Annotated in this window: 31 protein-coding genes; 15 read left to right on the forward strand and 16 right to left on the reverse strand. The window is 70.7% G+C overall.

All coding sequences use genetic code 11. The annotated features are described in order from the left end of the window. Positions 1–81 precede the first annotated feature (81 nt). Positions 82–1,299: an ROK family transcriptional regulator gene (locus C6C15_RS12170; RefSeq protein ID WP_060923559.1), complete on the forward strand. Its 1,218-nt coding sequence runs from the start codon at positions 82–84 to the stop codon at positions 1,297–1,299. Here C6C15_RS12170 and C6C15_RS12175 read toward each other — a convergent pair. Both C6C15_RS12175 and C6C15_RS12180 read right to left on the reverse strand, forming a co-directional pair. Continuing rightward, entirely contained in the window at positions 1,251–2,387 is a 1,137-nt protein-coding gene (locus tag C6C15_RS12175; RefSeq protein WP_105950234.1) for a Gfo/Idh/MocA family protein, read from the reverse strand. The two genes, C6C15_RS12170 and C6C15_RS12175, sit on opposite strands and share 49 nt — an antisense overlap. Next, the gene (locus C6C15_RS12180; protein ID WP_105950235.1) at positions 2,387–3,193 is read right to left on the reverse strand and encodes a sugar phosphate isomerase/epimerase family protein; all 807 of its coding nucleotides are present in this window, start codon (positions 3,191–3,193) and stop codon (positions 2,387–2,389) included. The genes C6C15_RS12175 and C6C15_RS12180 overlap by 1 nt, the downstream gene beginning before the upstream one ends. A 104-nt stretch (positions 3,194–3,297) precedes the next feature. Here C6C15_RS12180 and C6C15_RS12185 point away from each other — a divergent pair, with 104 nt between their 5' ends. The 3 genes from C6C15_RS12185 to C6C15_RS12195 are packed head-to-tail and all read left to right on the forward strand — an operon-like array spanning position 3,298 to position 5,564. After that, on the forward strand, positions 3,298–3,939 hold the full coding sequence (locus tag C6C15_RS12185) for a TetR/AcrR family transcriptional regulator (RefSeq protein ID WP_105950236.1): 642 nt from the start codon (positions 3,298–3,300) through the stop codon (positions 3,937–3,939). Between the two features lie 9 nt (positions 3,940–3,948). Then, entirely contained in the window at positions 3,949–4,581 is a 633-nt protein-coding gene (locus C6C15_RS12190) for a DUF4166 domain-containing protein (RefSeq protein ID WP_105950237.1), read from the forward strand. After that, entirely contained in the window at positions 4,578–5,564 is a 987-nt protein-coding gene (locus tag C6C15_RS12195) for an epimerase (RefSeq protein WP_105950238.1), read from the forward strand. The genes C6C15_RS12190 and C6C15_RS12195 overlap by 4 nt, the downstream gene beginning before the upstream one ends. A 22-nt stretch (positions 5,565–5,586) precedes the next feature. Here the strand turns inward: C6C15_RS12195 and C6C15_RS12200 are convergent, their stop codons facing one another. The 4 genes from C6C15_RS12200 to C6C15_RS12215 are packed head-to-tail and all read right to left on the reverse strand — an operon-like array spanning position 5,587 to position 8,170. After that, the gene (locus C6C15_RS12200; RefSeq protein ID WP_105950239.1) at positions 5,587–6,531 is read right to left on the reverse strand and encodes a DUF1214 domain-containing protein; all 945 of its coding nucleotides are present in this window, start codon (positions 6,529–6,531) and stop codon (positions 5,587–5,589) included. A 33-nt stretch (positions 6,532–6,564) separates the two neighbouring features. Beyond that, complete coding sequence (locus C6C15_RS12205) at positions 6,565–6,951, reverse strand: PLDc N-terminal domain-containing protein (RefSeq protein WP_105950240.1); 387 nt, start codon at positions 6,949–6,951, stop codon at positions 6,565–6,567. Positions 6,952–6,990: 39 nt separating this feature from the next. Beyond that, on the reverse strand, positions 6,991–7,920 hold the full coding sequence (locus tag C6C15_RS12210; RefSeq protein WP_105950241.1) for an aldo/keto reductase: 930 nt from the start codon (positions 7,918–7,920) through the stop codon (positions 6,991–6,993). 55 nt (positions 7,921–7,975) lie between these two features. Continuing rightward, positions 7,976–8,170, reverse strand: a complete 195-nt coding sequence (locus C6C15_RS12215; protein WP_105950242.1) for a helix-turn-helix domain-containing protein — start codon at positions 8,168–8,170, stop codon at positions 7,976–7,978. Positions 8,171–8,288: 118 nt separating this feature from the next. Between C6C15_RS12215 and C6C15_RS12220 the strand changes: the two genes are divergently transcribed. From C6C15_RS12220 to C6C15_RS12230, 3 genes are read left to right on the forward strand one after another with little or no spacing between them, the layout of a single operon-like run. Further along, on the forward strand, positions 8,289–8,660 hold the full coding sequence (locus tag C6C15_RS12220) for a helix-turn-helix domain-containing protein (protein ID WP_234024145.1): 372 nt from the start codon (positions 8,289–8,291) through the stop codon (positions 8,658–8,660). Positions 8,661–8,684: 24 nt separating this feature from the next. Next, entirely contained in the window at positions 8,685–9,080 is a 396-nt protein-coding gene (locus tag C6C15_RS12225; protein ID WP_105950244.1) for an ImmA/IrrE family metallo-endopeptidase, read from the forward strand. A 38-nt stretch (positions 9,081–9,118) separates the two neighbouring features. Next, positions 9,119–9,721 carry a GNAT family N-acetyltransferase gene (locus C6C15_RS12230; protein WP_105950818.1) on the forward strand — a complete coding sequence of 201 codons (603 nt, stop codon included), beginning with the start codon at positions 9,119–9,121 and terminating at the stop codon, positions 9,719–9,721. 24 nt (positions 9,722–9,745) lie between these two features. Here C6C15_RS12230 and C6C15_RS12235 read toward each other — a convergent pair whose 3' ends face one another. After that, on the reverse strand, positions 9,746–9,952 hold the full coding sequence (locus C6C15_RS12235) for a hypothetical protein (RefSeq protein ID WP_025105563.1): 207 nt from the start codon (positions 9,950–9,952) through the stop codon (positions 9,746–9,748). Positions 9,953–10,040: 88 nt separating this feature from the next. On the opposite strand from C6C15_RS12235, the gene C6C15_RS12240 reads away from it, so the two are divergent. After that, on the forward strand, positions 10,041–10,652 hold the full coding sequence (locus C6C15_RS12240; protein ID WP_105950245.1) for a flavodoxin family protein: 612 nt from the start codon (positions 10,041–10,043) through the stop codon (positions 10,650–10,652). Between the two features lie 9 nt (positions 10,653–10,661). Here the strand turns inward: C6C15_RS12240 and C6C15_RS12245 are convergent, their stop codons facing one another. From C6C15_RS12245 to galU, 4 genes are all read right to left on the reverse strand, one after another. Then, entirely contained in the window at positions 10,662–10,973 is a 312-nt protein-coding gene (locus tag C6C15_RS12245) for a DUF7882 family protein (protein ID WP_025105561.1), read from the reverse strand. 94 nt (positions 10,974–11,067) lie between these two features. Further along, positions 11,068–11,931, reverse strand: a complete 864-nt coding sequence (locus tag C6C15_RS12250) for a hypothetical protein (RefSeq protein WP_105950246.1) — start codon at positions 11,929–11,931, stop codon at positions 11,068–11,070. Positions 11,932–12,013: 82 nt separating this feature from the next. Further along, complete coding sequence (locus C6C15_RS12255; RefSeq protein ID WP_060921801.1) at positions 12,014–12,625, reverse strand: GNAT family N-acetyltransferase; 612 nt, start codon at positions 12,623–12,625, stop codon at positions 12,014–12,016. Between the two features lie 45 nt (positions 12,626–12,670). Beyond that, positions 12,671–13,558: a UTP--glucose-1-phosphate uridylyltransferase GalU gene (galU, locus tag C6C15_RS12260; RefSeq protein ID WP_060921777.1), complete on the reverse strand. Its 888-nt coding sequence runs from the start codon at positions 13,556–13,558 to the stop codon at positions 12,671–12,673. 40 nt (positions 13,559–13,598) lie between these two features. Here galU and C6C15_RS12265 point away from each other — a divergent pair, with 40 nt between their 5' ends. The 3 genes from C6C15_RS12265 to mscL are packed head-to-tail and all read left to right on the forward strand — an operon-like array spanning position 13,599 to position 14,939. After that, entirely contained in the window at positions 13,599–14,195 is a 597-nt protein-coding gene (locus tag C6C15_RS12265) for a 5-formyltetrahydrofolate cyclo-ligase (RefSeq protein ID WP_060921778.1), read from the forward strand. A gap of 15 nt (positions 14,196–14,210) precedes the next feature. After that, complete coding sequence (locus C6C15_RS12270) at positions 14,211–14,483, forward strand: FmdB family zinc ribbon protein (RefSeq protein WP_025105556.1); 273 nt, start codon at positions 14,211–14,213, stop codon at positions 14,481–14,483. Positions 14,484–14,507: 24 nt separating this feature from the next. Continuing rightward, on the forward strand, positions 14,508–14,939 hold the full coding sequence (mscL, locus tag C6C15_RS12275; protein ID WP_060921779.1) for a large conductance mechanosensitive channel protein MscL: 432 nt from the start codon (positions 14,508–14,510) through the stop codon (positions 14,937–14,939). A gap of 71 nt (positions 14,940–15,010) precedes the next feature. On the opposite strand, the gene C6C15_RS12280 is transcribed toward mscL, so the two are convergent. Both C6C15_RS12280 and C6C15_RS12285 read right to left on the reverse strand, forming a co-directional pair. After that, a complete protein-coding gene (locus tag C6C15_RS12280) occupies positions 15,011–15,208 on the reverse strand; it encodes a hypothetical protein (RefSeq protein WP_060921780.1) in 198 nt (65 codons plus the stop codon). Beyond that, the gene (locus C6C15_RS12285) at positions 15,201–18,881 is read right to left on the reverse strand and encodes an ATP-binding protein (RefSeq protein ID WP_060921781.1); all 3,681 of its coding nucleotides are present in this window, start codon (positions 18,879–18,881) and stop codon (positions 15,201–15,203) included. Before C6C15_RS12285 ends, C6C15_RS12280 begins: the two co-directional genes overlap by 8 nt. A 227-nt stretch (positions 18,882–19,108) precedes the next feature. Here C6C15_RS12285 and C6C15_RS12290 point away from each other — a divergent pair, with 227 nt between their 5' ends. After that, the gene (locus C6C15_RS12290) at positions 19,109–19,621 is read left to right on the forward strand and encodes a methylated-DNA--[protein]-cysteine S-methyltransferase (RefSeq protein WP_105950248.1); all 513 of its coding nucleotides are present in this window, start codon (positions 19,109–19,111) and stop codon (positions 19,619–19,621) included. A 63-nt stretch (positions 19,622–19,684) separates the two neighbouring features. Here the strand turns inward: C6C15_RS12290 and C6C15_RS12295 are convergent, their stop codons facing one another. Both C6C15_RS12295 and C6C15_RS12300 read right to left on the reverse strand, forming a co-directional pair. Then, positions 19,685–21,322 (reverse strand): solute symporter family protein, encoded by a 1,638-nt coding sequence (locus C6C15_RS12295; RefSeq protein ID WP_060921783.1) that lies wholly within the window; start codon positions 21,320–21,322, stop codon positions 19,685–19,687. Further along, entirely contained in the window at positions 21,319–21,666 is a 348-nt protein-coding gene (locus C6C15_RS12300) for a DUF485 domain-containing protein (RefSeq protein WP_060921784.1), read from the reverse strand. Before C6C15_RS12300 ends, C6C15_RS12295 begins: the two co-directional genes overlap by 4 nt. Positions 21,667–21,775: 109 nt before the next feature. Between C6C15_RS12300 and C6C15_RS12305 the strand changes: the two genes are divergently transcribed. Together C6C15_RS12305 and C6C15_RS12310 are read left to right on the forward strand one after the other, a co-directional pair. Further along, complete coding sequence (locus C6C15_RS12305; protein ID WP_060921785.1) at positions 21,776–22,633, forward strand: LuxR C-terminal-related transcriptional regulator; 858 nt, start codon at positions 21,776–21,778, stop codon at positions 22,631–22,633. 89 nt (positions 22,634–22,722) lie between these two features. Then, a complete protein-coding gene (locus C6C15_RS12310; protein ID WP_025105548.1) occupies positions 22,723–23,085 on the forward strand; it encodes a histone-like nucleoid-structuring protein Lsr2 in 363 nt (120 codons plus the stop codon). Between the two features lie 17 nt (positions 23,086–23,102). Here the strand turns inward: C6C15_RS12310 and C6C15_RS12315 are convergent, their stop codons facing one another. After that, complete coding sequence (locus tag C6C15_RS12315; RefSeq protein ID WP_105950249.1) at positions 23,103–23,735, reverse strand: MarR family winged helix-turn-helix transcriptional regulator; 633 nt, start codon at positions 23,733–23,735, stop codon at positions 23,103–23,105. 75 nt (positions 23,736–23,810) lie between these two features. On the opposite strand from C6C15_RS12315, the gene idi reads away from it, so the two are divergent. Next, complete coding sequence (gene idi, locus C6C15_RS12320; RefSeq protein ID WP_060921787.1) at positions 23,811–24,332, forward strand: isopentenyl-diphosphate Delta-isomerase; 522 nt, start codon at positions 23,811–23,813, stop codon at positions 24,330–24,332. The last annotated feature ends 1 nt before the right edge of the window (position 24,333 follow it).

Raw genomic sequence — 24,333 nt, forward strand, 5'->3', positions numbered from 1 at the left:
CTAGTCCTTCGTCAAAAGTTGTTTGTAACGAATCCGAAGTCGCACAGCCGACTGCGAGAAGTGCTGTGCTTTACTGACGCCATGGTTGACGTGCTGAGGCCGCTCGCGACGCCCTCCCCCGGGACCGGCGAGATCTTCCAGATCCTCCGCGACGGGCACGCGCGCACCAAGGCGGAGCTCGCCGCCCTCACCGGCCTCGCCCGCTCCACCGTCGCCTCCCGGGTCGACGCACTGCTCGCCGCCGATCTCCTCCGCCCCGCCGGTGAAGCGGTCTCGACGGGCGGCCGCCCTCCGGCCCGCGTCGCCTTCAACCCGCGCGCCGGCCTCGTCCTCGCCGTCGACCTCGGAGCCACGCACGCGACCGTCGCCGTGGCCGACCTCGCCGGCGTGATCCTCGACGCGCACACCCGCGCGATCGACATCGGCGACGGACCGGAGGCCCTCCTCGACGCGATCCTCGCGGAGGGGACGGCCCTGCTCGCCGCGACCGCCGACGGCCTGCCCCTCGTGGGCGTCGGCATCGGCGTCCCCGGCCCTGTCGAGCACTCCACGGGGCGCCCGACCAACCCGCCGATCATGCCGGGGTGGGACCGCTTCGACGTCCCCGGCTACGTGCAGCGCACGTTCGACGTCCCGGTCCTCGTCGACAACGATGTGAACATCCTCGCCCTCGGCGAGCAGGCCACGAGCTGGCCGCGGGTGGACGACCTGGTGTTCGTGAAGGTCTCGACCGGCATCGGCGCCGGCATCATCGCCGGCGGTCAGCTGCAGCGCGGGGCGCAAGGATCGGCGGGCGACATGGGTCACGTCCAGGTGCCGATGAGCGCCGGCTCGGGGCGGGAGCCGGGCGACGAACGGGATCTCGAGGCCCTCGCGAGCGGTTCGGCCCTCGCCGTCGCGCTGCGCGCCGAAGGTCACGACGTGCACAGCGCCTCCGACGTCGTCGACCTCGTCCGCGCCGGCAACGCCGCGGCCATCGAGGCCACCCGCCAGGCGGGTCGCGATGTCGGCGAGGTGCTCGCGACGGTCGTGAACCTGCTCAACCCGTCGATCATCGTGCTCGGGGGCAGCATCGCCCGCGCGGGAGAGCACCTGCTCGCCGGTGTCCGCGAGGTCGTCTACCGCCGCTCGATCCCGCTCGCCACCCAGCACCTCGCGATCGTGCAGTCGCAGGCGGGCGACCGCGCGGCGGTGCTGGGGGCGGCGATCATGGTCGCTCGCGAGGTGCTCTCCCCCGCGAACGTGGACCGCTACGTCGCCGCGAAGGGATCGAAGTCGGCGGGCAGCGCGCCCACCTGATCCAGCGTGCTCGCGACCTCCACGAACGTGCGCCGCGCTGCAGCCTCCTCGATCGAGAGGAGCGTGTCGAGCACGTGGTACCCGAACTCGCCGGTGGCGACGTGCGGTCGGTCCTCCGCGATCGCGCGCACCATGTCGAGCAGCCCGAGCCCGCGCCCCGCGAGCACCCCCTCGGGCGCGACATCGACGACCTCCTGCACCACCGGCTCCGGTGGCACGAAGTGCCGGGACAGCGGCCGGGTGATCGTGATCGGCCCGCCGAACGTGTTCGGGTCGGGGATGACGAGGGTGCCCTCGGTTCCCGTGATCTCCACGATGCCCTGCCGAACCAGCGGCGAGTCCGTGCTGTAGAGGCTCTGGGCCTGACCGCCGCCTTCGAAGTCCATCAGGACGCTGAGCGTGGACGGGATCTCGACCGGGAACTCCTCCCCGGCACGGTCGCCGACCTGCACGCGGCGGGTCGGCGACCCCTGCAGCCCGAGGGCGGCCACGGCGGCCACCGGCCCGAAGACGTGGACCAGGGTCGAGACGTAGTACGGCCCCATGTCGAGGAGCGGCCCCGCCCCCTTCGCATAGAGGAACGCGGGGTTCGGGTGGAAGATCTCCGGTCCCTGCCACTGGAAGGTCGTCTGGCCGAACAGCGGACGGCCGATGTCGCCGCGGGCGATCGCGCGCTTCGCGGTCTGCACACCGGGACCGAGGACGGTGTCGGGCGCGACGCCGACACGGAGTCCGGCCGCTGCGGCCGTCTCGAGAAGGCGTCGTGCCTCCTCGCGGTCCACGCCGAGCGGCTTCTCGGTCCACACGTGCTTCCCGGCGGCGACGATGGCCTCCGAGACGGCGACGTGCGCGGCGGGGATCGTGAGATTCACGACGATGTCGATGTCGGGATCGTCGAGCACGACCTCGACACCCCCGCCCCGCGGCACCCCGTACGCCGCGGCCTGCGCGCGCGCCCGCTCCTCGACGAGGTCGCCGACCGCGCGCACCTCCACGTCCGGGAAGTGCGTGAGGTTCTGCAGATACTGGTCGCTGATGTTCCCGGCGCCGATGAGGCCGACGCCGACGACACCACCCCCGCGCACCATCAGCGCGCCACCTCGGCGTCCAGGAAGACCCGGCTGCGCTCGATGGCGTCGAACAGGTCGCCGTCGTAGTGGTCGAACTCCACGATGGCGAGTTCGAGCGCGGGCGCGGCGGCGATGGCCTCCCGGAGCGGCACCGTCCCGTCGCCCGCGGGCACCTGATCGGCCGGCGGGTACGCATCCAGCAGCGCGGGGTCGAGGGTGCCGTCCTTCGCGTGCACCGCGATCACGCGCTCGCCGAGACGCTCCACGAGGGCCACCGGATCGACGCCGCCCCGAGCGACCCAGTAGAGGTCGACCTCCAGCACGACGCGCTCATCGAGGTGCTCCGCGAGGACCTCCAGCCCGGTCACCCCGTCGAACACCGCCTCCAGCTCATGCGCGTGGTTGTGGTAGCCGACCCGGACGCCGGCCTCGGCGCCGATCTCCGCCGCCTCGTTGAGCAGCCGGGCCGTCTCGACGATCTGATCGATGCGTTCCCAGCGCGCCGGCTCGGTGTAGGGATCGATCACCGTGCCCATGCCGAGCGCCTTCGCGGCCGCGAAGACCTCCGCGGGCGAAGGCACGGGGGTCGTGGTGCCGGAGCCGTCAGGGCGTACGAAGGTCGGCGTGGCCAGGAAAGCGTGCCCGGAGGGGGCGGTCAGTCCCGCGGCCGACACGGCGGCGGCCATGGCGTCCGCCCGGCGCACGAAGTCGTAGGGCTCGACCGCGGTGAACCCGCGCGCCGCCACCGCGGCGAGCGTGCCCTCGAGGTCGGCCTCCAGCTGCTCGCGGATCGTGAACAGCTGGAGAGAGGTCTGGATCGTCATCGGTCGTGCTCCTCGGTCGTCGGTGACAGGTGGGCATCGCGCCCCGGAGGCACGCTAGCACCGAATACCTCCACATGGAAGTTTTCTGTCGATAGACTCGCGACATGCCCGCCGCACCCTCCGACGACTCCGAACGCCCGCGTCCCCGCGGGACGTATGCCAAGGGCATCGCCCGCCGCCAGGAGATCCTGGACCGCGCGATCGAGGTGTTCGCGGCCCGCGGCGCCGACCGCACGAGTCTGCGGGCGATCGCGAAGGAGGTGGGGGTGACGCATGCCGCCCTCACCCACTACTTCGGGTCGCTGGAGGAGCTGCTCGTCGCGGTCTACGTCGAGAGCAACGCCCCGGGACGCAAGACCGAGCCGGAACCCGCGAACCCCGTCGAGGGGATGATCCGGTCGGCCAGGGCCAACCGCGAGGTCCCCGGTCTGGTGCAGCTGTACTCCACGCTCGTCGCCAGCGCGCTCGAGGAGGGCCATCCCGCCGCCCGCGCCTTCGCGACCGAGCGCTTCGCCCGCCTGCGGGCCGACATCGCCGAGACGGTCCGGGAGCAGCAGACGGACGGGCGCATCCGGGCGGACGTCGATCCTCTCGCGGTCGCCGCCCTCGTCGTCGCGGCCTCGGACGGCCTGCAGACGCAGTGGCTGCTGGACGACGCGGCTCCGCAGCACGAGGCCCTCGCCCTCCTCGACCGTCTGCTCCGCCCGGCGGACGACGCGGGCCGGGGCGACGTCCCCGAGGGCTAGGCTCGAACCGTGACGCCCGTGCCGCAGTCCCCGTACGCGAGGGCCCTCGGCGAGCGCCTCGCCGAGCTGCACCCCCGGCTCCGGACCTACTTCCAGGCGGTCCCGGACGGGATGGTCGGCGTCGGCGAAGGCACGTTCCAGCGCGTCGGCACGCCGCGCCGCGCGCTCTGGCCGCTCCTCCGCCGCCTCGAACGGCGCGGGGTGATCGCCGCCCGCTGGGAGCGCGACGTGCCCTTCCGCATCGAGAACCGCACCATCGCCTCCCGGGCGATCGCCGAGCGCACCTTCCGGTTCGCGACCGGGCCGTGGGTCATGCGCGACGCCGTCGCCCCGACGCGGCACGGCCGCATCGTCGACGAAATCGGCGAGCCCGGCCTCATCGCGGCCTGCTTCGATGTCGAGCCCCGCGCGGGCGCTCTGCACCTGACCAGTCGCGCGGTGGGCATCCGCCTCGGGCGCTTCCGGCTCCGCATCCCGCGGATCGTGGCTCCCGTGGTCCGGCTCGTCGAGCGCTGGGACGACGAGGCCGGTCGCCAGCGGGTGCGCCTGACGGTCGACGCACCGCTCCTCGGCCGCCTCTACGAGTACCGGGGCGACTTCGACTACGCCCTCGAACCCGATCGGAAGGACGACAGCGCATGAGCACGGACCGGGCGGTCATCGGCGGGGCCACAGGGTTCATGGGGCGATTCCTCACGGCACGACTCCGGGATGCCGGGCGCGAGGTCGTCACGATCTCCCGCTCGGGAAGCGACCTCACCTGGAGCGATCAGGACGGCATCGACGCCGCTGTCGACGGGGCCTCGCTCGTGGTCGGCCTCGCGGGAAAGAGCGTGAACTGCCGCTACACGCCACGCAACCGTGCCGAGATCTTCCGCTCCCGCCTGGACACGACCGCGGCCCTGAGCCGCGCCATCTCCCGCGCGGCCACCCCGCCGCCGCTGTGGATCAACTCCTCGACGGCCACGATCTACCGGCACGCGGAAGACCGGCCGATGACGGAGTCCTCCGGCGAGATCGGCACGGGCTTCTCGGTCGAGGTCGCCAAGGCGTGGGAGCGTGCCCTCTTCGCCGACGCGCTCCCCGGCACCCGCCGCGTGGCCCTCCGCACCGCCATCGTCCTCAGCGACGGCGGTGTGCTGGAACCGCTGCGCACGCTCGCGCGGCGGGGGCTCGGCGGCCCGCAGTACGACGGGTTCTGGCCGGTCGGTCCCGCGCGCCGCGCCGCCGGCACCGCGCACCTTCCCGGCGCCCGTCGTGGGCGACAGCGCTTCAGCTGGATCCACATCGAGGATGTGGCGCGCATCATCGAGTTCCTCGAGCAGACCCCGGCCCTGGACGGGCCGGTCAACGCCGCCTCACCGCACCCTGTCGACAACGTCACCTTCATGGCCACCGTGCGCAGCGTGCTGGGAACGAAGATCGGCCCGCCGATGCCGCGCTGGATGCTCGAGCTCGGCGCCATCGGCATCCGCACCGAGACCGAGCTCGTCCTCAAGAGCCGCTGGGTCCTCCCCGAGAAGCTCACCGCCGCCGGCTTCACCTTCCGCTACCCGGACCTCGAGGAGGCCGTCTGTGCCTCGTTCGCCGCGGCGGACGCGAACGCCCGGACGCACGTGGCCTGACCGCGGTCGCGCGAAGAGCCCGTCATGCCGACTCCGGGAGCGCCGGGAACGTCCAGCTGCCGTCGAGCACCTCGGGGCGGGGGCGGTAGAGGCGGACGAGGTAGTTCCAGCCCTCCGTGATCGGCAGCACGTTCGGCACGCCCTCCGGATGGTCGCCGAAGCGGACGGTGATCGTGCCGTCGTCGTTGCGGACGCCGGTGATGTCGTTGATCGTGTAGGCGTCGCGATCGTTCGGCTCGAAGAAGCCGTCCGCGTTGTACACCGAGATCGACCAGAAGCCGTCGACCGGCACCTCGCCGACCGTGAGCTCGTACCGGCCCACCGGCAGACGGGGGTCGACGCCGATGTAGCTCGCTTCGGATGACGGCAGCCCGCCCCAGCCCGCCGCCGTGCCGATGAGGTGCCGCACCGGGTCGACCTCGCCCTCGCTGCCGAACATGCGGTCGAAGCCTCGCAGGTTCCGCGCCAGCGCGAGCAGCGCCTGGCGGGTCTCGTCGAAGCTGACGGTGTCGTAGTCCGGCATCGTGAACGGCGTAGCCGACCCGCTGTGCAGCGCGATGCGGTCCTGCAGCGCCCCCACCTCCGCCACATCCGCCGGGTCCGCGGGGTCCACGAGGATGCGGACGGCCAGCACGACGTACGGAGTCCCGAACTGCGCCACCGTCAGCGTGTGCTCGCCCGCCTCGTGGAAGATCGCATCGACGTAGTGGTGCTCGTTGACGACCATCGCCGAGAGGTAGCGGTCGCCGTGCTCCGGGATGGTGAACGTCGCGCCCTCGCTGATGTCGAGGACCGCGAAGCTGTACAGGGTGTCCCGGTTCAGCCGGATCACGGTCTGCCGGTCGATCGCGGCCGGAGCCCTGTTGTGCAGGAACCGATCCACACCCCCGGCCTCCTTCTGGAGGTCGCGCATCATGCGGTGGGTCTCGGCGAGGGCGAAGTTGTCGACGTTCACGAGGATGCTCATGACGGCATCCTGGCAGGCTGGACCGCTCGACGGCTAGGACGAAGGAAGAGCGTCGTCTCCCCGCTCCCGACGCCGCTTCTCGATCTCCTCGCGGAGCCGCCACTCCTCGATCTCGCGGTCGAGGTCCGCGATCTGCTGCTCGGTGGAGCGGACGTCGACCGGCGGCGCGGGGCGTGCGACCGTGGTCGTCGGGGAGGTCGGGCGCTCGGCGCGTCGCATCCGCGGGAGCGGGACCCCGGCCTCCCCGTACTCGCGGCCGATCGCGAACCACAGCGCGCTGCCGATCAGCGGCAGGAGGATCACGATGATGATCCAGACCATCTTCGGCAGGTACTTCACCTGCGAGTCGTCGCGCGTGATGATGTCGATCAGGGCACCGATCATCAGCGCGATGACCAGGAGCGAGAACAGGAACGGCATGGGTTCAGGGTAGACGACGCACGGACCGGAGCCGAGGGTTCACGGCAGCAGGTGTCCGGCGGCGCGGAAGAGCTCGTACCACTCCGAGCGGGTGAGCACGACGTCCACCCCCGCCGCCGCCTCCTGCACGCGGTGCGGTGTCGTCGTCCCGAGCACGACCTGCATCCCGGCGGGGTGCCGGGTGATCCAGGCGGTGGCGATCGCGGTCGGTGTCACTCCATGGACGCCGGCCAGACGCTCGATCACCGCGTTGAGTTCGGGGTAGTCCGGGTGCCCGAGGAAGACGCCGCCGCCGAAACCGCTCTGGTAGGGCGACCAGGCCTGCACGGTGATGCCATGGATCCGGCAGTAGTCCACGACGCCGCCGCCGTCGCGCCCGATGCTCTGATCGTGCCCGGCCATGTTCGCGGCCACCGGCTGCGCGATGATCGGCGCGTGCGTGAGGGACAGCTGCAGCTGGTTCGCGACCAGGGGCTGCCGCACTGCGGTCTTCAGCAGCTCGATCTGCGAGGGCGTGTGGTTGGACACCCCGAACGCCCGGACCTTGCCCGAGGACTCGAGGTGGTCGAAGGCGCGGGCCACCTCTTCCGGCTCGACCAGAGCGTCCGGCCGGTGCAGCAGGAGCACATCGATGCGGTCGGTACGGAGGGCCGCGAGCGAGCCCTCCACCTGCCCGACGATGTGGTCGTAGGAGAAATCGAACATGCCCTGCGCCGGCACGATGCCGCACTTGGTCTGCAGCACGATCTCGTCGCGCTCCGCGCCGCCGAGCTGGAGGGCATCCGCGAATCGTTCCTCGCAGTGATGCATCTGGCCGCCGTAGATGTCCGCGTGGTCGAAGAAGTCGATCCCGGCGTCGCGTGCGGTCGTGTACAGCGCGCGGATCTGCTCGTCGTCGAGGCTGTCGATGCGCATCATCCCGGCGATCAGGGCCGGAGCGGTCGTCGATCCGAAGGAAACGGTCTTCATGCGCCCACGCTACTTCATCGCGTCCCGCCCGCCCGTGGCACGAGCGGGCCCCGCCTCAGGGCGCGCCGGGAAGCAGGCACGTGACGGGGACGCCGAGGACCATCGCGATCCCCGCGACATCCTCCATCGTGAAGTCCGCGCGCTCCTCGAGGAGGTCTGCCAGGGCGGGAGGTGCGATCCCCGCCTGCTCCGAGAGGTCCATGAATGACACTCCGGCGTGCAATCGCGCCGCCTCCACCGCTGATGCCATCAGATGACGCAATTCTGTCCCCATACGCCTACGGTACCGCCACGCACGGACACCCACACTCGCATAACCCACCAATATGACGGCATCCTGCTGTCGGCCCGCTGCTAAGGTGAGCCGGATGAAGACACCAGCCGAGCAGTTCAACGAGGCGATCGGTCGTCAGATGCGGGCGGAGATCGCGGCGGCACGCAGCAGCATCGCCGCCATGGCGCGCGACGTGGGCATCGCCCGGAGCGCGCTGGACAACTACGTGACGGGCAAGCGCGCCATTCCCGTCCCCGTGGTCTACGCGGTGTGCGCCACGCTCGGGATCGAGCCGCACGTCCTCGTCGCCCGGGCCGAGGAGCGCCTGGCCGCCGACGGCATGTCGGCGATCATCACACCCTTCCGGCGCCGCACGGATGTCGCCGCCCCGCGCGACAATACCCGCGAGGTCGCCTTCGAATCCGGATCCGCCCGCGAGACGGACACCGACGACCTCTACGAGTAGACGACACCGACCGGACGGAGGCCCATGCAGCATCTCCTCCGTCTGGCCGACGAGCTCGGTCTCCGCGTGATCGAACGCACAGGTCCCACCCCCGGAGGCTTCCAACCCGTCACCCGGACCATCCGGCTCGCTCCGGGGATGAGCCGGCGTACCGCGCGCAGCGTGCTCGCCCACGAACTCGGCCACGCCCACCTCGGCCATCAGCCCACACGGCAAGCCACCTTCCGCGCGCGACAGGAGCGGCAGGCCGATGAGTGGGCCGCGCGATGTCTGATCACGCCCGCGGCGTACGCAACGGCGGAGCAGCTCCGCGGCACCCACCTGGCCAGCCTGGCGTTCGAACTCGACGTGACGATCGAGATCGTCCTCGCGTTCCAGCGTGTGCTCCTCCGGAAGAACCCGTCCGAGTCCGCCGCCTGATGACCGGGGACGGCGGGGGACGCTGGTTGAATGACCTCATGGCCTTCCTCGTCGCCCCCGCCCCCGTCACTCTCACCGGCGAGCTCGTCGAGCTCCGCCCTCTCGACCGGTCGCACGTCGACGGACTCGTCGAAGCGGTCACCGAGGGCGACCTGTGGAAGACGGCCTGGTACACCTCGGTTCCGGCGCCCGACGGCGTCGTGGCTGAGGTCGACCGCCGCCTGGGGCTCGTCGCCACCGGCGAGATGGTGCCCTTCACGGCCTTCGACACCGCCGGCCGTGTGCTGGGCCTCACGTCGTACTACGACATCGTCGCCGACGTCCCCCGGCTGCACATCGGATACACCTGGAATCGCCCGTCCGCGCACGGCACGGGCACCAATGCGGAATCGAAGCTGCTGCTCCTCCGCCACGCCTTCGAGACGCTGGGGGTGTTCCGGGTCGGGCTGACGACCCAGTGGGTGAACTTCCAGTCCCGCGCCGCGATCGAACGGCTGGGAGCGAAGCAGGACGGCGTGATGCGGGCCATGAGCCGCTACCGCAACGGCGCACTCCGCGACAGCGTGGAGTACTCCATCATCGAGCCGGAATGGCCCGCGGTGCGGGCGAACCTCGAAGCGAGGCTCGCCCGGCGACGGTGAGCGTGGGGCGCCGCCCCGCGCTGGTCACTCGGTCGGGCTGCCGGTCCAGTTCTTGGAGCGACGCGTGGCAGAACCGCGCTGACGCATCGCGAACCCGAGAGCCAGCGAGACGAGCAGGATGCCGCCGACGAAGGTGAGCGCGGCGAGCGTGTCCGGCATCTCGTGGGCGATCCCCAGCAGCCAGAAGCCTCCGAGGAACATGATCATGAAGAAGAGGAAGCTGAGGATCACGGGATCTCCTGTCGTCGGTGCTCTACCAGGATAGCCCGGCCCCGGGAAGGCCCTGTGCCGCCGCCCGGATCTCTGGTGGAGTCGGAGCATGGACACCTCCCTCACCGCCCTCGCGATCTCCTGCACCCTCAAGCCCTCCCCCGCGTCGTCGAGCTCCGATCTGCTCGCGCGTCAGCTGCTCGATGCCCTTGCCGAGCACGGGGTGACGGGTGAGCTCGTCCGTGCCGTCGACCTCGACATCCGTCCCGGCGTCGAGAAGGACATGGGCGACGGCGACCAGTGGCCGGGCCTGCGTCAGCGCGTCCTCGATGCCGACATCCTCGTCTTCGTCACGCCGACGTGGATGGGACAGCACTCGAGCGTCGCCCAGCGCGTGCTGGAGCGCCTGGACGCCGAGCTCGGCGAGACGGACGAGCAGGGCCGCCCGATCCTCTTCGACAAGGTCGCGATCGCCGGTGTCCTCGGGAACGAGGACGGCGCGCACCACATCTCCGCGATCCTCTTCCAGGCGCTGAACGACATCGGCTACACGATCCCGGCCCAGACGTCGGTGTACTGGAACGGCGAGGCCATGCAGACCGTGGACTACAAGGACCTCGACGAGACCCCGGAGGCCGTGAGCTCCGCGATCGCGACCGCGACCCGCAACGCCGCGCACCTCGCCCGGCAGCTCACTGCGCAGGCGTACCCCGCCGAGTAGCGGAGGCGCTCAGTCGGCGGGACCGTCGACGACCTCGTCCACGAGGCTGATGCCTCCCGACGAGCTCGCCTCGACCATGAGGGCCTGGATCCACTTCACGTTCAGCTCCGGCGTCTCCGGCTCCGAGAAGGTGAAGCGCAGCGGGATCGACGGATGCAGCCAGATCGTCGAACGTCCCGGCACGTCGCCGTCGGGGTGCTTCCAGGACAGTGTGAAGCTCTCGTTCCGGCGGAGCTTGGTCGCGATCGCGACCTTCAGATGGGCCAGGGCGCGGTCCTCGATCTGGATCTCGCTGCCGGAGCCGTACTGCATGGTTCCCATCCCACGACTCTACGGCCCCGAGCGGGCGGGACGCGAGGAGCGACACTCGCGCGCGTCTGGTGTCAGCGGTGGAGAACCGCGCTCACCGCTGCCGTCAACCCGCGGCCCGACGCTGGAGGAGCTGGCGGACATGCGCCTCGATCTCCGCGTCGTCGACGAAGCCCATGCGGGCGTACGGGGATTCCGCCGATGCCGCCGGAGCTGCCGGGAGGCTGACGGGCGCTGCCGGCGCCATCTCCTCGGCGCGGGCACGGAGCGCGGCGACCCGAGCGGCCTTGCGGCGCTCCTCCTGTGCATCGATCTCGGCGCGAGCCGCCTGGGCGCGCGATCCCGACACCGACACCATCGGCTCCGGGAGCGGACGCGGGGTCCAGGTGGCGGGCCCCTGGTCATGCAGGGTCGGAGCGACCCTCTCCGCGACGGTCTCGACGGCCGCGGGCTGCGGACGTCGGGCAGCGCGCACAGCGACCGCGGCCATCCGCTGCAGGACGATGGTGGCGATGAGGGCTGCCACCCCACCGCTCCAGAGGAGCACGGCTCCCCCGGTGGCCAGGAGCTGCCAGATGCCGAGCCCGACGGCGGCGAGGCCGATGACGAGCGCGCCGGTCGCCGTCAGCCGCACGCGTCGGCGGGCACGGGCGCGACGGATCACGGGATCGGCGCGCGTGGCGGCGAGTTCCTGGCGGAGGGCCTCGAGTTCCGCGGCTTCCCGCTGGGCCTGCAGCCGCTTCGCGAGCTTCTGCTGGGCCACGACGGTACGGGCGTTGAGCTCCATGTGCACCTCGCTGGGCGTCTCGCTCGTCTCGGCGAGGATCCGCAGCGCCTGATTGAGCCGCACGGCGTTCCGCTCGGCCGCGTTGTACTGGAAGCGCCCGCGCCAAGAGGGCAGCAGGTACAGCATCCACAGGAGCACGGCGACGAGCACGATCACTCCCCCGCTCAGCACCGGCCCGTCCATAGGACAACGGTAACGGCGGCGGACCGGCCGCGCCGTGCAGTAGGGGCGCGTGTCGCGGCGTGTCCTTCCGCAACGGGCGATGTCAGAGGCTGATGCGGTCCGCCGGCGGGATCGTCGCCGCGTGCGGCGGCACCTGTCCGTGGATCCACCGGGCGAGTACGCCCTGAGGGACCTCCTCCTGCGTGAGGGCGAAGGCATAGTGGTCGCGCCAGTCCCCGTCGATGTGGATGTATCGCCGGCGCAGCCCCTCGTACCGGAAGCCGAGCTTCTGGACCACGCGAAGGCTCGCGGCGTTCTCGGGCCGGATGCAGATCTCCATCCGATGCAGCCCGTACTCCGTGAAGCAGGCGTCCGTGGCGAGCGCGACCGCGGTCGGGGTGATCCCCCGCCCCGCGAAGCGCTCACTCACCCAGTACCCGATCGTCGCCGAGCACAGCGAGCCCCGGGCGACACCCCAGACGTTCAGCTGCCCGGCGACCTCACCGTCGTACTCCATGACGAACGGGTAGCCGCCGCCGTCCCGGTACTGCTGGAGCAGCCGACGGATGCTGACCCGCATGTCGAAGGAGACCGCCCCGTGCGGGATCGTCGCCTCCCACGGCTGCAGCCACGCGCGGTTCGCGAGCAGCTCCTGCTGCAGAGGCCGCGCGTCCTTCGTCCGGATCAGACGCAGCTCGACCGGTCCGTGCCGCATCCCCGTCGACAGCTCCACGCCGCACCTCCGACGACCGCGAGGCGCCTAGAGGCGCTCCGCGAAGTCCTTGAGCCAGGGGCGCAGCTCCGAGCCCAGGTCGTCGCGGTCGGCCGCGAGCTGCACGATCGCCTTGATGTAGTCCACGCGGTCGCCGGTGTCGTAGCGGCGGCCTCCGAAGACGACGCCGACCACGCCGGGACCGCCGTCCGCCGTCGCGAGCTCCTGCAGCGCGTCGGTGAGCTGGATCTCTCCGCCCTTGCCGGGCTCGGTCCGCTCGAGGATCTCGAAGACCGATGCGGGGAGCACGTAGCGTCCGATGATCGCGAGGTTGGACGGGGCGTCCTCCTTCGCGGGCTTCTCGACGAGGCCCGTGACACGAACGGCGTCCGACCCCTCGATCGGCTCGACGGCGGCGGCCCCGTACATGTGGATGCTGTCCGGGTCGACCTCCATGAGGGCGATGACGGCGGCGCCCGTGCGCTCGTGCTCCGCGATCATCTCCGTGAGCAGCGGGTCGCGCTCATCGATGAGGTCGTCGCCGAGCAGCACCGCGAACGAGCTGTCGCCGACGTGCGTCCGAGCGCGGAGCACGGCGTGGCCGAGACCCTTGGGCTCGCCCTGGCGGACGAAGTGGATGTCGGCGAGGTCGCTCGACTTCATCACGCGCTCCAGGCGACCCGTGTCGCCCTTCTCCATGAGCTTCACCTCGAGCTCCGGCACGGAGTCGAAGTGGTTGGAGATCGCGTTCTTGTTGCGCCCGATGATCACGAGGATGTCCTCGATCCCGGCGTTCGCCGCCTCCTCGACGACGTACTGGATCGCCGGCTTGTCGACGACGGGGAGCATCTCCTTCGGCATCGCCTTCGTCGCGGGCAGGAATCGTGTCCCCAACCCGGCAGCGGGAATGACAGCCTTGATCTTCTCGTGAGCCATTCCCACAGCCTACCGGTGGGGGCCGCCCTAGACTCGGACCATGGCTAACGACGTCGAGCACGCCAAGCGAGCCCTCCGCGCGGAGCTGCGCGAGCGGCGTCAGCTTCTGTCCGATCCGCAGCGCGAAGCCGCTGCCACGGCGATCGGCGAACGGCTGGACGCCCTCGTCGACGAGCTCGGCGCCCGCTCCGTCTCCTGCTTCCTCTCCACCACCACGGAGCCGGGCACCAGGGAGTTCGTCACCCGCGCGGTCCGCCGCGGGATCCGGGTCCTCCTCCCGGTCACCCGCTCCGACGGACTGCTGGACTGGGCGGTCGCCGACGACACCGACGAGATCGCGGAAGGCCTCCACGGGCTGCCCGAGCCCACCGGCGAGGTGCTCGGGCCGATCGCGGTGAACGACGTCGATCTGATGATCGTCCCCGCCGCCGCCGTCGACCTTTCGGGGATGCGCATGGGCTGGGGCCGCGGCTACTTCGACAAGACCATCGGCTCCATGGAGAAATGCCCTCCGGTGTACGCGGTGATCTATGATTCCGAGGTACTCGACGAACTGCCGCGCGAGGTGCACGACCAACCGGTCGACGGCATCGTGACCCCGTCGCAGACGCTGCATCTGTCGCCTCGGCGACGCTGACCCGCAAGGACCGCCATGCCCACCTACGCCTATGCCTGCACCGCGTGCGGGCACCAGTTCGACGCCGTCCAGAGCTTCTCCGACGACGCGCTCACGGTCTGCCCCGAGTGCGGTGGCGCGCTGCGCAAGCAGTACGGCTCGATCGGCGTGACCTTCAACGGCTCCGGCTTCTATCGCACGGACTCGCGCGCCAAATCCGGGGGTTCGAAGGATGCTTCGGCATCATCGAAGTCGGATTCGACGACGAGCGCCAAACCGGCTGCTGCGTCGACTCCCGCCTCGAACTGAGGCCCAGTCGACTTGGGGGTTTCCATGCTCAAAGGATTCAAGGACTTCCTGCTCCGCGGGAACGTCATCGATCTGGCCGTCGCGGTCGTCATCGGCACCGCCTTCACGGCCGTCGTGACGGCCGTGGTGAACAGCATCATCAACCCGCTCATCGCGCTCTTCCTCAAGGCCGATGCGGCCGGGAACTTCGGCATCCCTGTCACCAACATCTACGGCGAAGAGGTCGTCTTCCCGATCGGCGACCTGATCTCGGCGATCATCAGCTTCCTCGCGGTCGCCGCGGTCGTCTATTTCGTCTTCGTGCTGCCGATGAACACCTTCAAGGCGCACGTCGAGGCACGCAAGGGCACGCCCGCCGAGGAGCCGGAGGAAGAGCCGGCCGCCGCGACCGAGGCGGAGCTGCTCGTCGAGATCCGCGATCTGCTCAAGACCCAGCAGGGTCCGCGCGGCGTCTGACCGCACCGCGCTCACGACCCACGGCTCTCCTCGGAGGGCCGTGGGTCTTTCTCGTTCCGGGTGCGGCCGCCTCAGTAGTGCGGAGGCACGTCGCGGAGGAGCTGGTCGTCATTGGGCCCCTTCGGGTCACCCGGGGCCGACCGGCGCGGCGCCTGGCCCTCCGGGACCTCCGGCGCCGGGTCGCTGCCCTCGACCGGCGTCAGGCGCGCCCGCCGGGAGCCCGGCACCCGGACGACCCGCTGACGCGGCTCGTCACGGCCGTCAGTCATTCCGGTGGTCGCCGAGGTCGAGGGGCTGCGTGTCGTTCTCCGCGCGCGGGGCCGACTCCGAGATGCCGAGCACCGTCGCGATCCGGGACGCCACGGTGCGCGGGTCGCTGTAGAGGTCGAACGCGTGGACGCGGACGTAGTGCCAGCCGAGGCGGCGGAGCACATGCGGGCGCAGCCGGAGCGTCTCGCGCAGGGACTCCCCCCGGGACTCCGGATCGGACTCGATCACGACGGCCTTGCCATTGTGCTGCGCCACGAGCGGCAGGAGCCCTCGGTAGTCGACGTCGACGGAGGCCCCGAGACGCCGGAGCTCCCTGGCCAGCGCGAGCGTGAGCGGGTCGGCCAGATCCTCCAGGCGCGCGTCGCGGGCGCGGGCCGCGAGACCGCCGAGGATCGACATGAGCGTAGCCGCGCCGTGCTCGAGACGCCCGTCGTCGAAGGCCGAGGGGCGGATGGACGAGACGATCACCATGGAACGCCGCGCCCGGGTCATCCCGACGGTCAGCAGCCGCTCGCCGTCCGGCGTGGACAGGTCGCCGAAGTCGCTGAGGACGCGGCCGTGCTTGGTGAGCCCGAAGCCGAGCGAGAAGATGACACGGTCGCGGCTCTCGGCGACGGACTCCTCGAGCGTGAGCACGGCGAACGGCTCCGCGGTGTCGCGGGCGACGAAGTCGGCGACGTCGGAACGGCCGGCGAAGGCGGCGGTCACGGCGGCCCGCACGCGCTCCGCGTGACGCGTGCTGGCGGTGACCACCATGAGCGACTCCGTCGGGCGGTGCACGGCGTGCTCGACGACGAGCGTGACGACGCGGGCGACCTCGGCGTCCGGGCTCTCGACGGCGCCGGACACGGGATCGGGCGTCCCGGTGCCGCCTTCGACGTAGTCGACGGTGAGGCTGCCGCGGCCGAGGTACGACCCCGCCCACGGAAGGGAGACGATCTCGCCGCCGTAGAACGCGTCGTTGATGAGCTCCGCGAGATCCTCGCCGCCGGCACGGTAGCTCCGGGTCAGCGTCATCACGGGGAACAGCTCGGACAGCCGCTCGAAGACGGAGACCTCGTCGAACGGGACCTCCTCCTCCCAGTCCTCCGCGGGGTCGACCGCGATGCGGAAGGGAGAGGGCCGCTGCGTGACCGGGTCTCCGAAGGCGACGACCTGCCGGGCACGGCGGATCGCCGGGGCCGCCTCGGCGAGGTTGATGGCCGCGGCGTCGACGAGGAGCACGGTGTCGAACTCCACCGCGTCCGGGATCTCCGGGACGAGGTAGGGCGACGAGATCCAGACCGGAGCCAGGACGTCGACGAGCGTCGGTGCGGCGCTGACGACCTCGGCGGCCGTCGTCGCGGACTGGGTCAGGGCCCGGCGCAGGTTCTGCGACTGCTCGGGCTCGTCGACGATGGCGATGCGCCACTGGTTCGCGAGTTGCCAGGCGAGCAGCGGTCCCGCCATCGCCGCGTGCGCCTCGTCCACCAGCCGGAAGTCGCGCTCGAGGCGGTCGACCACGGCCGTGTTCGCTCCGAGCAGCGCCCGGTTGTCCTGCAGCGCGCGCTCGAGAAGGGACTGCCACCAGGCGAACTCGAGCTCGTCCCCCACCCGGGCTTCGGAGACGTGGCGCACCGAGAGCTCGGTCAGCAGCGGCTCCAGGCCGAGGAGGGCGAGCTTGTCACGCAGCTGCGCGCGCTCGACGAGGTTCTCGAAGACGTCGGACTTCGCCGCGAGGCCCGCGAGCATGCGCACGAGTCGCGCGACCGGCAGCGAGGACAGCGGCTCGCGGCGGCCGAGAGCGGCATCCAGCTCGGCCAGCTCGGCCTCCACCCGCTGCCAGGAGGCGAACACGTCGGCGAGGCCGAGCGGGATCTCCGGCGCGACGCCCGCGTCGACGTAGCGCTGCCACTGCGTGCGCTGGGTCTGGATGCGCAGCAGCGCCTCGTGCATCTCCGTCACGTGCACGCCGGGGCGGACGTACTCCTTGGCGAGACGGCGGAGGCGGCGACGGTTGGCTCCGGACATCCCGGGCGCGTCCCGGCGCGAGCCGTGCGCCTGGATGAGCTCCCCGAGCGGACGCTCGAACACCGTCGGGCTGAACCGGTCCAGGGTGTCGCGGATGCCCTGCAGCAGCTCGAGGTAGTCGCCGAGCTCGTCGATCGTCGAGAACGGTCGCATGTGCGTCTGCGCGATGAGCTCGTAGCCGCGCTCCAGCAGGGCGGGCACGCTGACGGCATGGAGGCGCCCGGCGAGCTCGTGGGCGGCGCGGGCGGCTTCGGTGCTGCCGAAGGTCACGCCGTACCAGGGCGAATCGTTCGGGCCGACGCGGAACTCGCCGAGCCGCGCGGCGTGCGCCAGGGCGGCGGCCGCGTCCCTGCGGTCCTTCGCGAGCCGGCGCAGGGCGTCCACACTCAGGCGGGCCGTGGTCGACGGCGGGACCGGCAGCGACGCGAGGCGGGTGAGGTGCCTGGTCGCGTCCAGGACGGAGGCGTCGAGGCCGGGGATCGGGACGGTCAGAGCGTCGCGGTAGTCGCGGAGCACCGTGCGCAGCCGCACGAGCGCGTCGTCGACCTCGCTCACCTTGGGCGCGGTCGCCTTCTCGTTCCTGCCGATCGCCCGGACGAGGTCGCGGCGCAGGCTCGCCGGGGACACCGCGAGGCTGTCGAGGCCGATGCCGGCGAGGCGGTGGCGCACGCCGTCGAGCGTCGACCGGCGCGCCGAGACGACGAGCACCTTCTTGCCGGCACGGACGAGCTCGCCCAGCGCGTTGATGACGGTCTGCGTGCCGCCGGTGCCCGGCAGCGTCGCCACGGTGAGGGAGTGACCGGCGGTGATGCGGGCCAGCACCGCCTCCTGTTCGGCATCGGCGTCGAGGAGGAGCGTGTCCGAGGCGGGCGCGCGGTCGTCGGGGCCGATGTGGTGAGGAACTGCCCGGGGTGCCGTGACCTGCTCCCGATCGCCGACGTGGCCGCCGAGGGCGTTGAGGACCGGGTGGTCGAGGGTGCCGCCGTCCTGGGCCATGGCACCCGCGACGTCGGCGAAGGTGGAGACGACGAGTCGAGGCTCGACGGAGAACGTCTCGATCGATCGGGTGAGACCGCGAAGGCTGTCGATCACCGGCTGCGGCTTGAAGATGCCGCCGTCGTAAGCGAGCGCCGCGAGGGCTGTGGCGTCGAGCGACAGCCCGAAGTGCTCGCGGGCGACCCGGACGAGCTCCGGATTCACCTCGAAGGCGCCCTGCAGCTTGAGTTCGAAGTCGGTGTGATGGCGGCGGATCGCGAGGGGTCGCAGCAGGACAGGGGCGGCGAAGGTCGCCCCGCCGATGCGCCACCGCGCGACACCGACGGCGAGGTGCACGGCTTCGATCCCCCGGACCGTGCGCAGCTCGGTGTTCTTGGCCGTGATCCGCTCGGCGGCCAGCCGCGCGGTACGCAGGCCCACCTCGTCGCGGAAGAGGTTGGACAGGAGCGTCGACTTGCCGGTGATGAACTGCGGGAGGCTACCCGGGTGCGCCTTGGAGATGTCGATGCCGGATTCCGGCCCGTCGCGGAAGCTGCTCAGCGGCGAAGGACCGCCCAGATCGGCGGCTTCGGCCCGCAGGCGCGTGCGCTCGGCCTCGGCGGCGTGCGCGATGCCGACTCCGGTGGACGAGTCGTGCAGGTCGCCGAGGGACACAGCGTTGTCCACCGCTGTGCTGTTCGCAGACCTGCTTTCCCGTCGCCACACACTCACACCCTAGGCGCGACACCGCCGGAGATCGGTATCCACGGCGGGTTTCCGGTGAAAAACAGCCGGTACGACGCCCGCTCGGACTGCTCCTCCCCGGACGGTCGTGCGCTCACGTTGTCCACGGAACGCGCGACCGGGCCGGCGACCGGTTCTCTCGTGTCGAGCGGGCCGGTCAGGATGGGGACATGACTTTCCGCTATGACTTCGCTCCGACGCCCTTCGGCGATGCCCTCGCGGTCTTCTCCGACGAGGGCATCGTGCGCTTCGACCTCTCCGAGTCCGCAGACCCGCAGGTGCCGTGGCTGCTCGAGAGCGTGTCGCGGCAGCTCGGTGCCGTCCCGGAGCCCGAGCCCGGCGCCGCCGACGAGCTCGTCCCGCTCCTCGATGCCTACTTCGACGGCGAGCCCGTGCGCTTCGACGAGCGCGTCCGCCTCGACTGGCGCCTCGTGGACGGTTTCCACCGGGCGGCGCTGCACACCGTGTGCGACATCCCCTGGGGCCAGACCCTGAGCTACGGGGAGGTCGCGGTGCTCGCCGGCCGCCCGGGGGCCGCGCGCGCCGTCGGGACGGCGTGCCGCCTCACGCCGTTCTCGATCATCGTGCCCGTGCACCGGGTCGTGCGATCCGACGGCTCCGCGGGGCACTACGGCGGCCATCCGGAACGGAAGCGCTTCCTTCTGGACCTCGAGTCCCGATGAATCCCGCTCCTGGGGCGCGGGCCCGGCGAGTAGGCCGCCGGGCCCGCACCCGAGGAGGTCGCGTCAGTGGTCGACGGCCTTCTCCGCGCCGAAGCCGGTGAGCGAGCGCACCTCCATCTCGGCCGCCAGCTCGGGAGACTCGCGCCGCGTGCTGGTGACGGTCCCGAGCCAGCCGAGCGCGAACCCGAGCGGTATGGACACGATGCCCGGGTTGTTCAAGGGCCAGACGGCGATGTCGATCCCCGGGATCATCGACGTCGGCGTGCCGGAGAACACGGGCGACAGGATGATGAGGATGATCGCCGAACCGAGCCCGCCGTACATGCTCCACACCGCGCCCCGCGTCGTGAACCGGCGCCAGAACAGCGAGTAGAGGATCGTCGGCAGATTGGCCGATGCCGCGACCGCGAAGGCGAGCGCGACGAGGAACGCGATGTTCTGCCCCTGCGCCCCGATGCCGCCGACGATCGCGAGGATGCCGATGACGATCACGGTCCGGCGAGCGACCCGCACCTCGCCGTTGGGATCAGCCTCGACCGGCTTCCCCGAGGCGTCCTTGCGCCCCTTCTGGATGACGTTCGCGTAGATGTCGTGGGCGAACGACGCCGCCGCGGTGATGGTGAGTCCGGCGACGACCGCGAGGATCGTGGCGAACGCCACCGCGGAGATGAACCCGAGGAGCACCGGACCGCCGAGCTTCAACGCCAGCAGCGGCGCAGCGGAGTTCACTCCCCCGGGTGCCGCGGCGATCACATCGGCCCCGACGAGCGCACCGGCTCCGTAACCGAGCACCAGCGTGAGCAGGTAGAACCCGCCGATCAGCCAGATCGCCCACACCACCGAACGCCGTGCCTCCTTGGCCGTCGGCACGGTGTAGAAACGCATGAGCACGTGCGGCAGACCCGCAGTGCCGAGCACGAGGGCCATGCCCAGCGACAGGAAGTCCCACGGGTTGGCGCCGTACTGCAGACCGGGCGCCAGGACCGCCTCACCCTTGTCGGAGTTGGCCACCGCGGCCTCCAGGAGGGTGTTCAGGCTGAAGCCGTTGATCGCGAGGACCCAGATGGTCATCGCCAGGGCACCGCCGATGAGGAGCACCGCCTTGACGATCTGCACCCAGGTGGTGCCCTTCATGCCGCCGATGAGCACGTAGACGATCATGAGGATGCCGACGACGGCGATGACGACCGACTGCCCGACGCGCCCGTCGATCCCGAGCAGCAGGGACACGAGGCCGCCCGCCCCCGCCATCTGCGCGAGGAGATAGAAGAAGCAGACCGCGAGCGTGGTGATCGCCGCAGCCATCCGCACCGGGCGCTGCTTCAAGCGGAACGAGAGCACGTCCGCCATCGTGAACTTGCCCGTGTTGCGCATGAGCTCCGCCACGAGCAGCAGCGCCACCAGCCAGGCGACGAGGAATCCGATGGAGTAGAGGAATCCGTCGTACCCGTTGATCGCGATGGCGCCGCAGATGCCGAGGAACGACGCGGCGGAGAGATAGTCGCCGGCGATCGCGAATCCGTTCTGGGGCCCGGTGAAGGAACGACCGGCTGCGTAGTAGTCAGCGGCCGTCTTGTTGTTCCGACTGGCGCGGATGACGATGAACAACGTCACCGCGACGAAAGCGAGGAAGATCGAGATGTTGAATACCGGATTGATGTCGAGTGCCACATCCTCGGTGGCCGTGCGGATGATGGTCATGCGTCCGCCTGCGCCTTCTCGAGTTCTTCGCGGATCTCCGATGCCAGCGGGTCGAGCTTCCTATTCGCGAAGGCGACATACGCCATCGTGATGGCGAATGTCGTCACGAACTGTCCGAGCCCGAACAGCAGCCCCACGGTGATATCCCCCCAGACGCGCTGCGCCATGAAATCGCGGGCGAATGCCGCCAGCAGCACGTAGACGAAATACCACACGAGGAAGAACGCGGCGAGGGGGAAGATGAAAGAGCGCTGCGTCCGTTTCAATCGCAGGAATCGAGGGGATTGCTCGACGGCGACGTAATCGATCGCACCGTTCTGAGGGGTCGGAACCTGTTCGCTCATGGGGCCTCCTTGCCACATGTCCGCTGCACGCGCGGCTGTCGCCGCCCGAGTGGTAGGGTCGACGCTACGAAACGGGGAACGGTGCCGTCACCCCCGAAAGTAGGTATTCGTGAGCTCTCCGATCACCGTCGAATCCGAGGCGGAGCTCGTCGCCAACGCGGTGCGCGAGCTCGCGCGGCGCACGCGCTTCCCCGTCGCGTTCGGCGGGCTGATCGAAGAGGGCGTCGTGAGCGTCACGAGCATCGTCGGTGCCCGCACGCGTGCTCTCGACGGGCTCCGCGTGCGCCCCGAGCGCGGCCTCGGCGGGCGGGCGATGATGGAGCTGCGCCCGCGGATGACGAGCGACTACGGCTCCTCCCGCCAGATCACCCACGACTACGACGTCTTCGTGCTCGGCGAAGGCCTGCGGACGCTGCTCGCCCTGCCGATCGTCGTCCAGGGGCGCCCGCGCGGCGTGCTCTATGCCGGCGCCTGGGCCGAGGAGAGGATCGGCGGCGTGACGACGGCACCGGCGATGCAGGTCGCCCAATCCGTCGCCGATGAGCTGCGCATCCGGGACGAGGTGCAGCGCCGTCTGCGGGCCGCGTCCCCGTCGCCCGCAACGGTCGCGCCGGCCCAGCGCGAGGAGTTGCGGGAGAGCTTCGCCGAGCTGCGCAGCATCGCCGCCACCGTGGACGACGCCGGCATCCGCGCGCGGCTGGCGCAGGTCGAGCGCCGACTGCTGACCCTCGCCGGTGACGACCTCCCGACGACGACCGGTCCCGTCCCCGTCATCCACCTCTCCCCGCGCGAGACCGACGTCCTCGCGTGCGCCGCCCTGGGATCGACGAATGCGGAGATCGCCGCGCACCTCGGTCTGCGGGAAGGCACCGTCAAGGCCTATCTCGGCACCGCGATGTCGAAATTGGACGCGTCGACGCGGCATGCCGCCGTGACCAAAGCACGTCGCGCGGGCCTGCTTCCCTGAATCGGAATTCTCCACGACCGCGTCATACGGGGCCATGAAGGAGCGGCCTTTGTTGTGCGCATTCCCGCCGCCGCGATAAAGTCGCCGTCATGGCGAGACGAATTGTGCACCAGCTGGTCGACGATATCGACGGCACCGTCCTGGAGGTCGGAGAAGGCGAGACCGTGCATTTCTCGCTGAACGGCACCTCCTACGAGATCGATCTGAATTCCGCGCACGCCGAGGAATTGCGTCAGGCCCTCGAGCCGTACATCACGGCCGGGCGTCGGGCGGGATCCGGTGCGTCCACCGGCGGAGGGCGCTCCTCGTCCTCCTCCTCGTCGCGGAAGCGGCCCTCACGCAACCCCGAGGTCGCGGCGATCCGCGCCTGGGCGAAGGAGAACGGGTACACGCTCTCGGAGCGGGGACGAGTTCCGGCCCCCATCCTGGACGCGTACCGCGCCGCTCATTGATCCGGTCCCGCCCCACCTCACGGTCGGGCGGGATCTTCGTGTACGCCCTGCGTGGCCCACGGCTCGTCACGCAGGGTGATCTCCTCCGTCATGTCCTGGAGGAACCGGATCACCACATCGCGCTCCGCCGCCGACAACCGCGCGGCCGCGTAGAAGCGCTTGGCCTGCTGCCGCCCGACCGTCTCCATCGCGGCGTGCCTGGTCTCCGGAGTGATCGTGATCGCGAGGGCTCGTCGGTCGGTGGGATGCGGCGAGCGCCGGATGTGCCCGCCCTTCTCGAGCCGGTCGAGCAGCTTCGTCGTCGCCGCGGTCGAGACCCCGAGGTGATGGGCGATCCCGCTGGGGGTCGCCACCAGCGACCGATTCGCGCACACGATCAGATAGTGCAGCGCCCGCATGTCGGTCTCGTTCAGCTGCATGTACCGGCGCGACGCCTGCGACAGCCGCTGCTCGGCGTCGCGCAATCCGCCGAGCGCCTCCATGACGCGAGCGATCTGCCGCAGATCCTCCGGCGCGACGCCAGAGCGGTCGATGAGCGTGCTGCGCGGATCGCTGGCCTCGACGTCGTAGATCGCGCCATGGGTCAGGTCGTCCGGCCCCGCGGTCGCCGGCGCCTCGGCGACCGGGGTGGTGCGGGGCTCGGAGTGCATGCGATCATGTTACACACCAACAGCTTCATGCTAAGTTGATATTTCGCCAGGTTAGCTAAAAGACGAGAGGGCGCCATGGACAACGTCACACTCCTCGCCGAAGACGGGACTGCCGTCGGCATCCTGCCGAAGAGCGAAGTCCACACGACCGACACGCCCCTCCACCTCGCCTTCTCCTGCTACGTGCAGGATCGGGAGGGACGCCTGCTCGTCACCCGTCGCGCCCTCGGCAAGCGCACGTGGCCGGGTGTCTGGACCAACAGCTTCTGCGGTCACCCGCAGCCCGGCGAGGACATGATCGAGGCGGTGCGCCGACGCGGCTCCGAGGAGCTGGGGGTCCAGGTCAGCGACGTCCGGCTCGCGCTCCCCGACTACCGCTACCGCGCCGTGGACGCGAGCGGCATCGTGGAGAACGAGATCTGCCCGGTGCACGTCGCCGTGATCGACGGGCAGCCCGCCGCGAATCCCGACGAGGTGGCGGAATGGGAATGGGTCGATGTGGACGACCTGCTCGCCGCGGTCATCCGCACCCCCTTCGCCTTCAGCCCCTGGCTCGCGGAGCAGCTCCCGCTCCTCCGACGACACGGAGAGGTCTGAG

It is taken from the genome of Microbacterium sp. str. 'China', from assembly GCF_002993305.1.
Classification (GTDB): Bacteria; Actinomycetota; Actinomycetes; order Actinomycetales; family Microbacteriaceae; genus Microbacterium; species Microbacterium paraoxydans.

Bases quoted from the DNA above. Each gene is read 5' to 3' on its own strand.
- C6C15_RS12230 (WP_105950818.1), top strand. From the start codon at position 9,119: ATGGCCTTCCTCGTCGCCCCCGCCCCCGTCACTCTCACCGGCGAGCTC.
- galU (WP_060921777.1), bottom strand. From the start codon at position 13,558: ATGGCTCACGAGAAGATCAAGGCTGTCATTCCCGCTGCCGGGTTGGGG.
- C6C15_RS12240 (WP_105950245.1), top strand. From the start codon at position 10,041: ATGGACACCTCCCTCACCGCCCTCGCGATCTCCTGCACCCTCAAGCCC.
- C6C15_RS12170 (WP_060923559.1), top strand. From the start codon at position 82: ATGGTTGACGTGCTGAGGCCGCTCGCGACGCCCTCCCCCGGGACCGGC.
- C6C15_RS12250 (WP_105950246.1), bottom strand. From the start codon at position 11,931: ATGGACGGGCCGGTGCTGAGCGGGGGAGTGATCGTGCTCGTCGCCGTG.
- C6C15_RS12245 (WP_025105561.1), bottom strand. From the start codon at position 10,973: ATGGGAACCATGCAGTACGGCTCCGGCAGCGAGATCCAGATCGAGGAC.
- C6C15_RS12225 (WP_105950244.1), top strand. From the start codon at position 8,685: ATGCAGCATCTCCTCCGTCTGGCCGACGAGCTCGGTCTCCGCGTGATC.
- C6C15_RS12205 (WP_105950240.1), bottom strand. From the start codon at position 6,951: ATGCCGTTCCTGTTCTCGCTCCTGGTCATCGCGCTGATGATCGGTGCC.
- C6C15_RS12270 (WP_025105556.1), top strand. From the start codon at position 14,211: ATGCCCACCTACGCCTATGCCTGCACCGCGTGCGGGCACCAGTTCGAC.
- C6C15_RS12195 (WP_105950238.1), top strand. From the start codon at position 4,578: ATGAGCACGGACCGGGCGGTCATCGGCGGGGCCACAGGGTTCATGGGG.
- idi (WP_060921787.1), top strand. From the start codon at position 23,811: ATGGACAACGTCACACTCCTCGCCGAAGACGGGACTGCCGTCGGCATC.
- C6C15_RS12200 (WP_105950239.1), bottom strand. From the start codon at position 6,531: ATGAGCATCCTCGTGAACGTCGACAACTTCGCCCTCGCCGAGACCCAC.
- mscL (WP_060921779.1), top strand. From the start codon at position 14,508: ATGCTCAAAGGATTCAAGGACTTCCTGCTCCGCGGGAACGTCATCGAT.
- C6C15_RS12300 (WP_060921784.1), bottom strand. From the start codon at position 21,666: ATGAGCGAACAGGTTCCGACCCCTCAGAACGGTGCGATCGATTACGTC.
- C6C15_RS12310 (WP_025105548.1), top strand. From the start codon at position 22,723: ATGGCGAGACGAATTGTGCACCAGCTGGTCGACGATATCGACGGCACC.
- C6C15_RS12220 (WP_234024145.1), top strand. From the start codon at position 8,289: ATGAAGACACCAGCCGAGCAGTTCAACGAGGCGATCGGTCGTCAGATG.
- C6C15_RS12265 (WP_060921778.1), top strand. From the start codon at position 13,599: ATGGCTAACGACGTCGAGCACGCCAAGCGAGCCCTCCGCGCGGAGCTG.
- C6C15_RS12180 (WP_105950235.1), bottom strand. From the start codon at position 3,193: ATGACGATCCAGACCTCTCTCCAGCTGTTCACGATCCGCGAGCAGCTG.
- C6C15_RS12315 (WP_105950249.1), bottom strand. From the start codon at position 23,735: ATGCACTCCGAGCCCCGCACCACCCCGGTCGCCGAGGCGCCGGCGACC.
- C6C15_RS12215 (WP_105950242.1), bottom strand. From the start codon at position 8,170: ATGGCATCAGCGGTGGAGGCGGCGCGATTGCACGCCGGAGTGTCATTC.
- C6C15_RS12175 (WP_105950234.1), bottom strand. From the start codon at position 2,387: ATGGTGCGCGGGGGTGGTGTCGTCGGCGTCGGCCTCATCGGCGCCGGG.
- C6C15_RS12185 (WP_105950236.1), top strand. From the start codon at position 3,298: ATGCCCGCCGCACCCTCCGACGACTCCGAACGCCCGCGTCCCCGCGGG.
- C6C15_RS12210 (WP_105950241.1), bottom strand. From the start codon at position 7,920: ATGAAGACCGTTTCCTTCGGATCGACGACCGCTCCGGCCCTGATCGCC.
- C6C15_RS12295 (WP_060921783.1), bottom strand. From the start codon at position 21,322: ATGACCATCATCCGCACGGCCACCGAGGATGTGGCACTCGACATCAAT.
- C6C15_RS12255 (WP_060921801.1), bottom strand. From the start codon at position 12,625: ATGCGGCACGGACCGGTCGAGCTGCGTCTGATCCGGACGAAGGACGCG.
- C6C15_RS12280 (WP_060921780.1), bottom strand. From the start codon at position 15,208: ATGACTGACGGCCGTGACGAGCCGCGTCAGCGGGTCGTCCGGGTGCCG.
- C6C15_RS12290 (WP_105950248.1), top strand. From the start codon at position 19,109: ATGACTTTCCGCTATGACTTCGCTCCGACGCCCTTCGGCGATGCCCTC.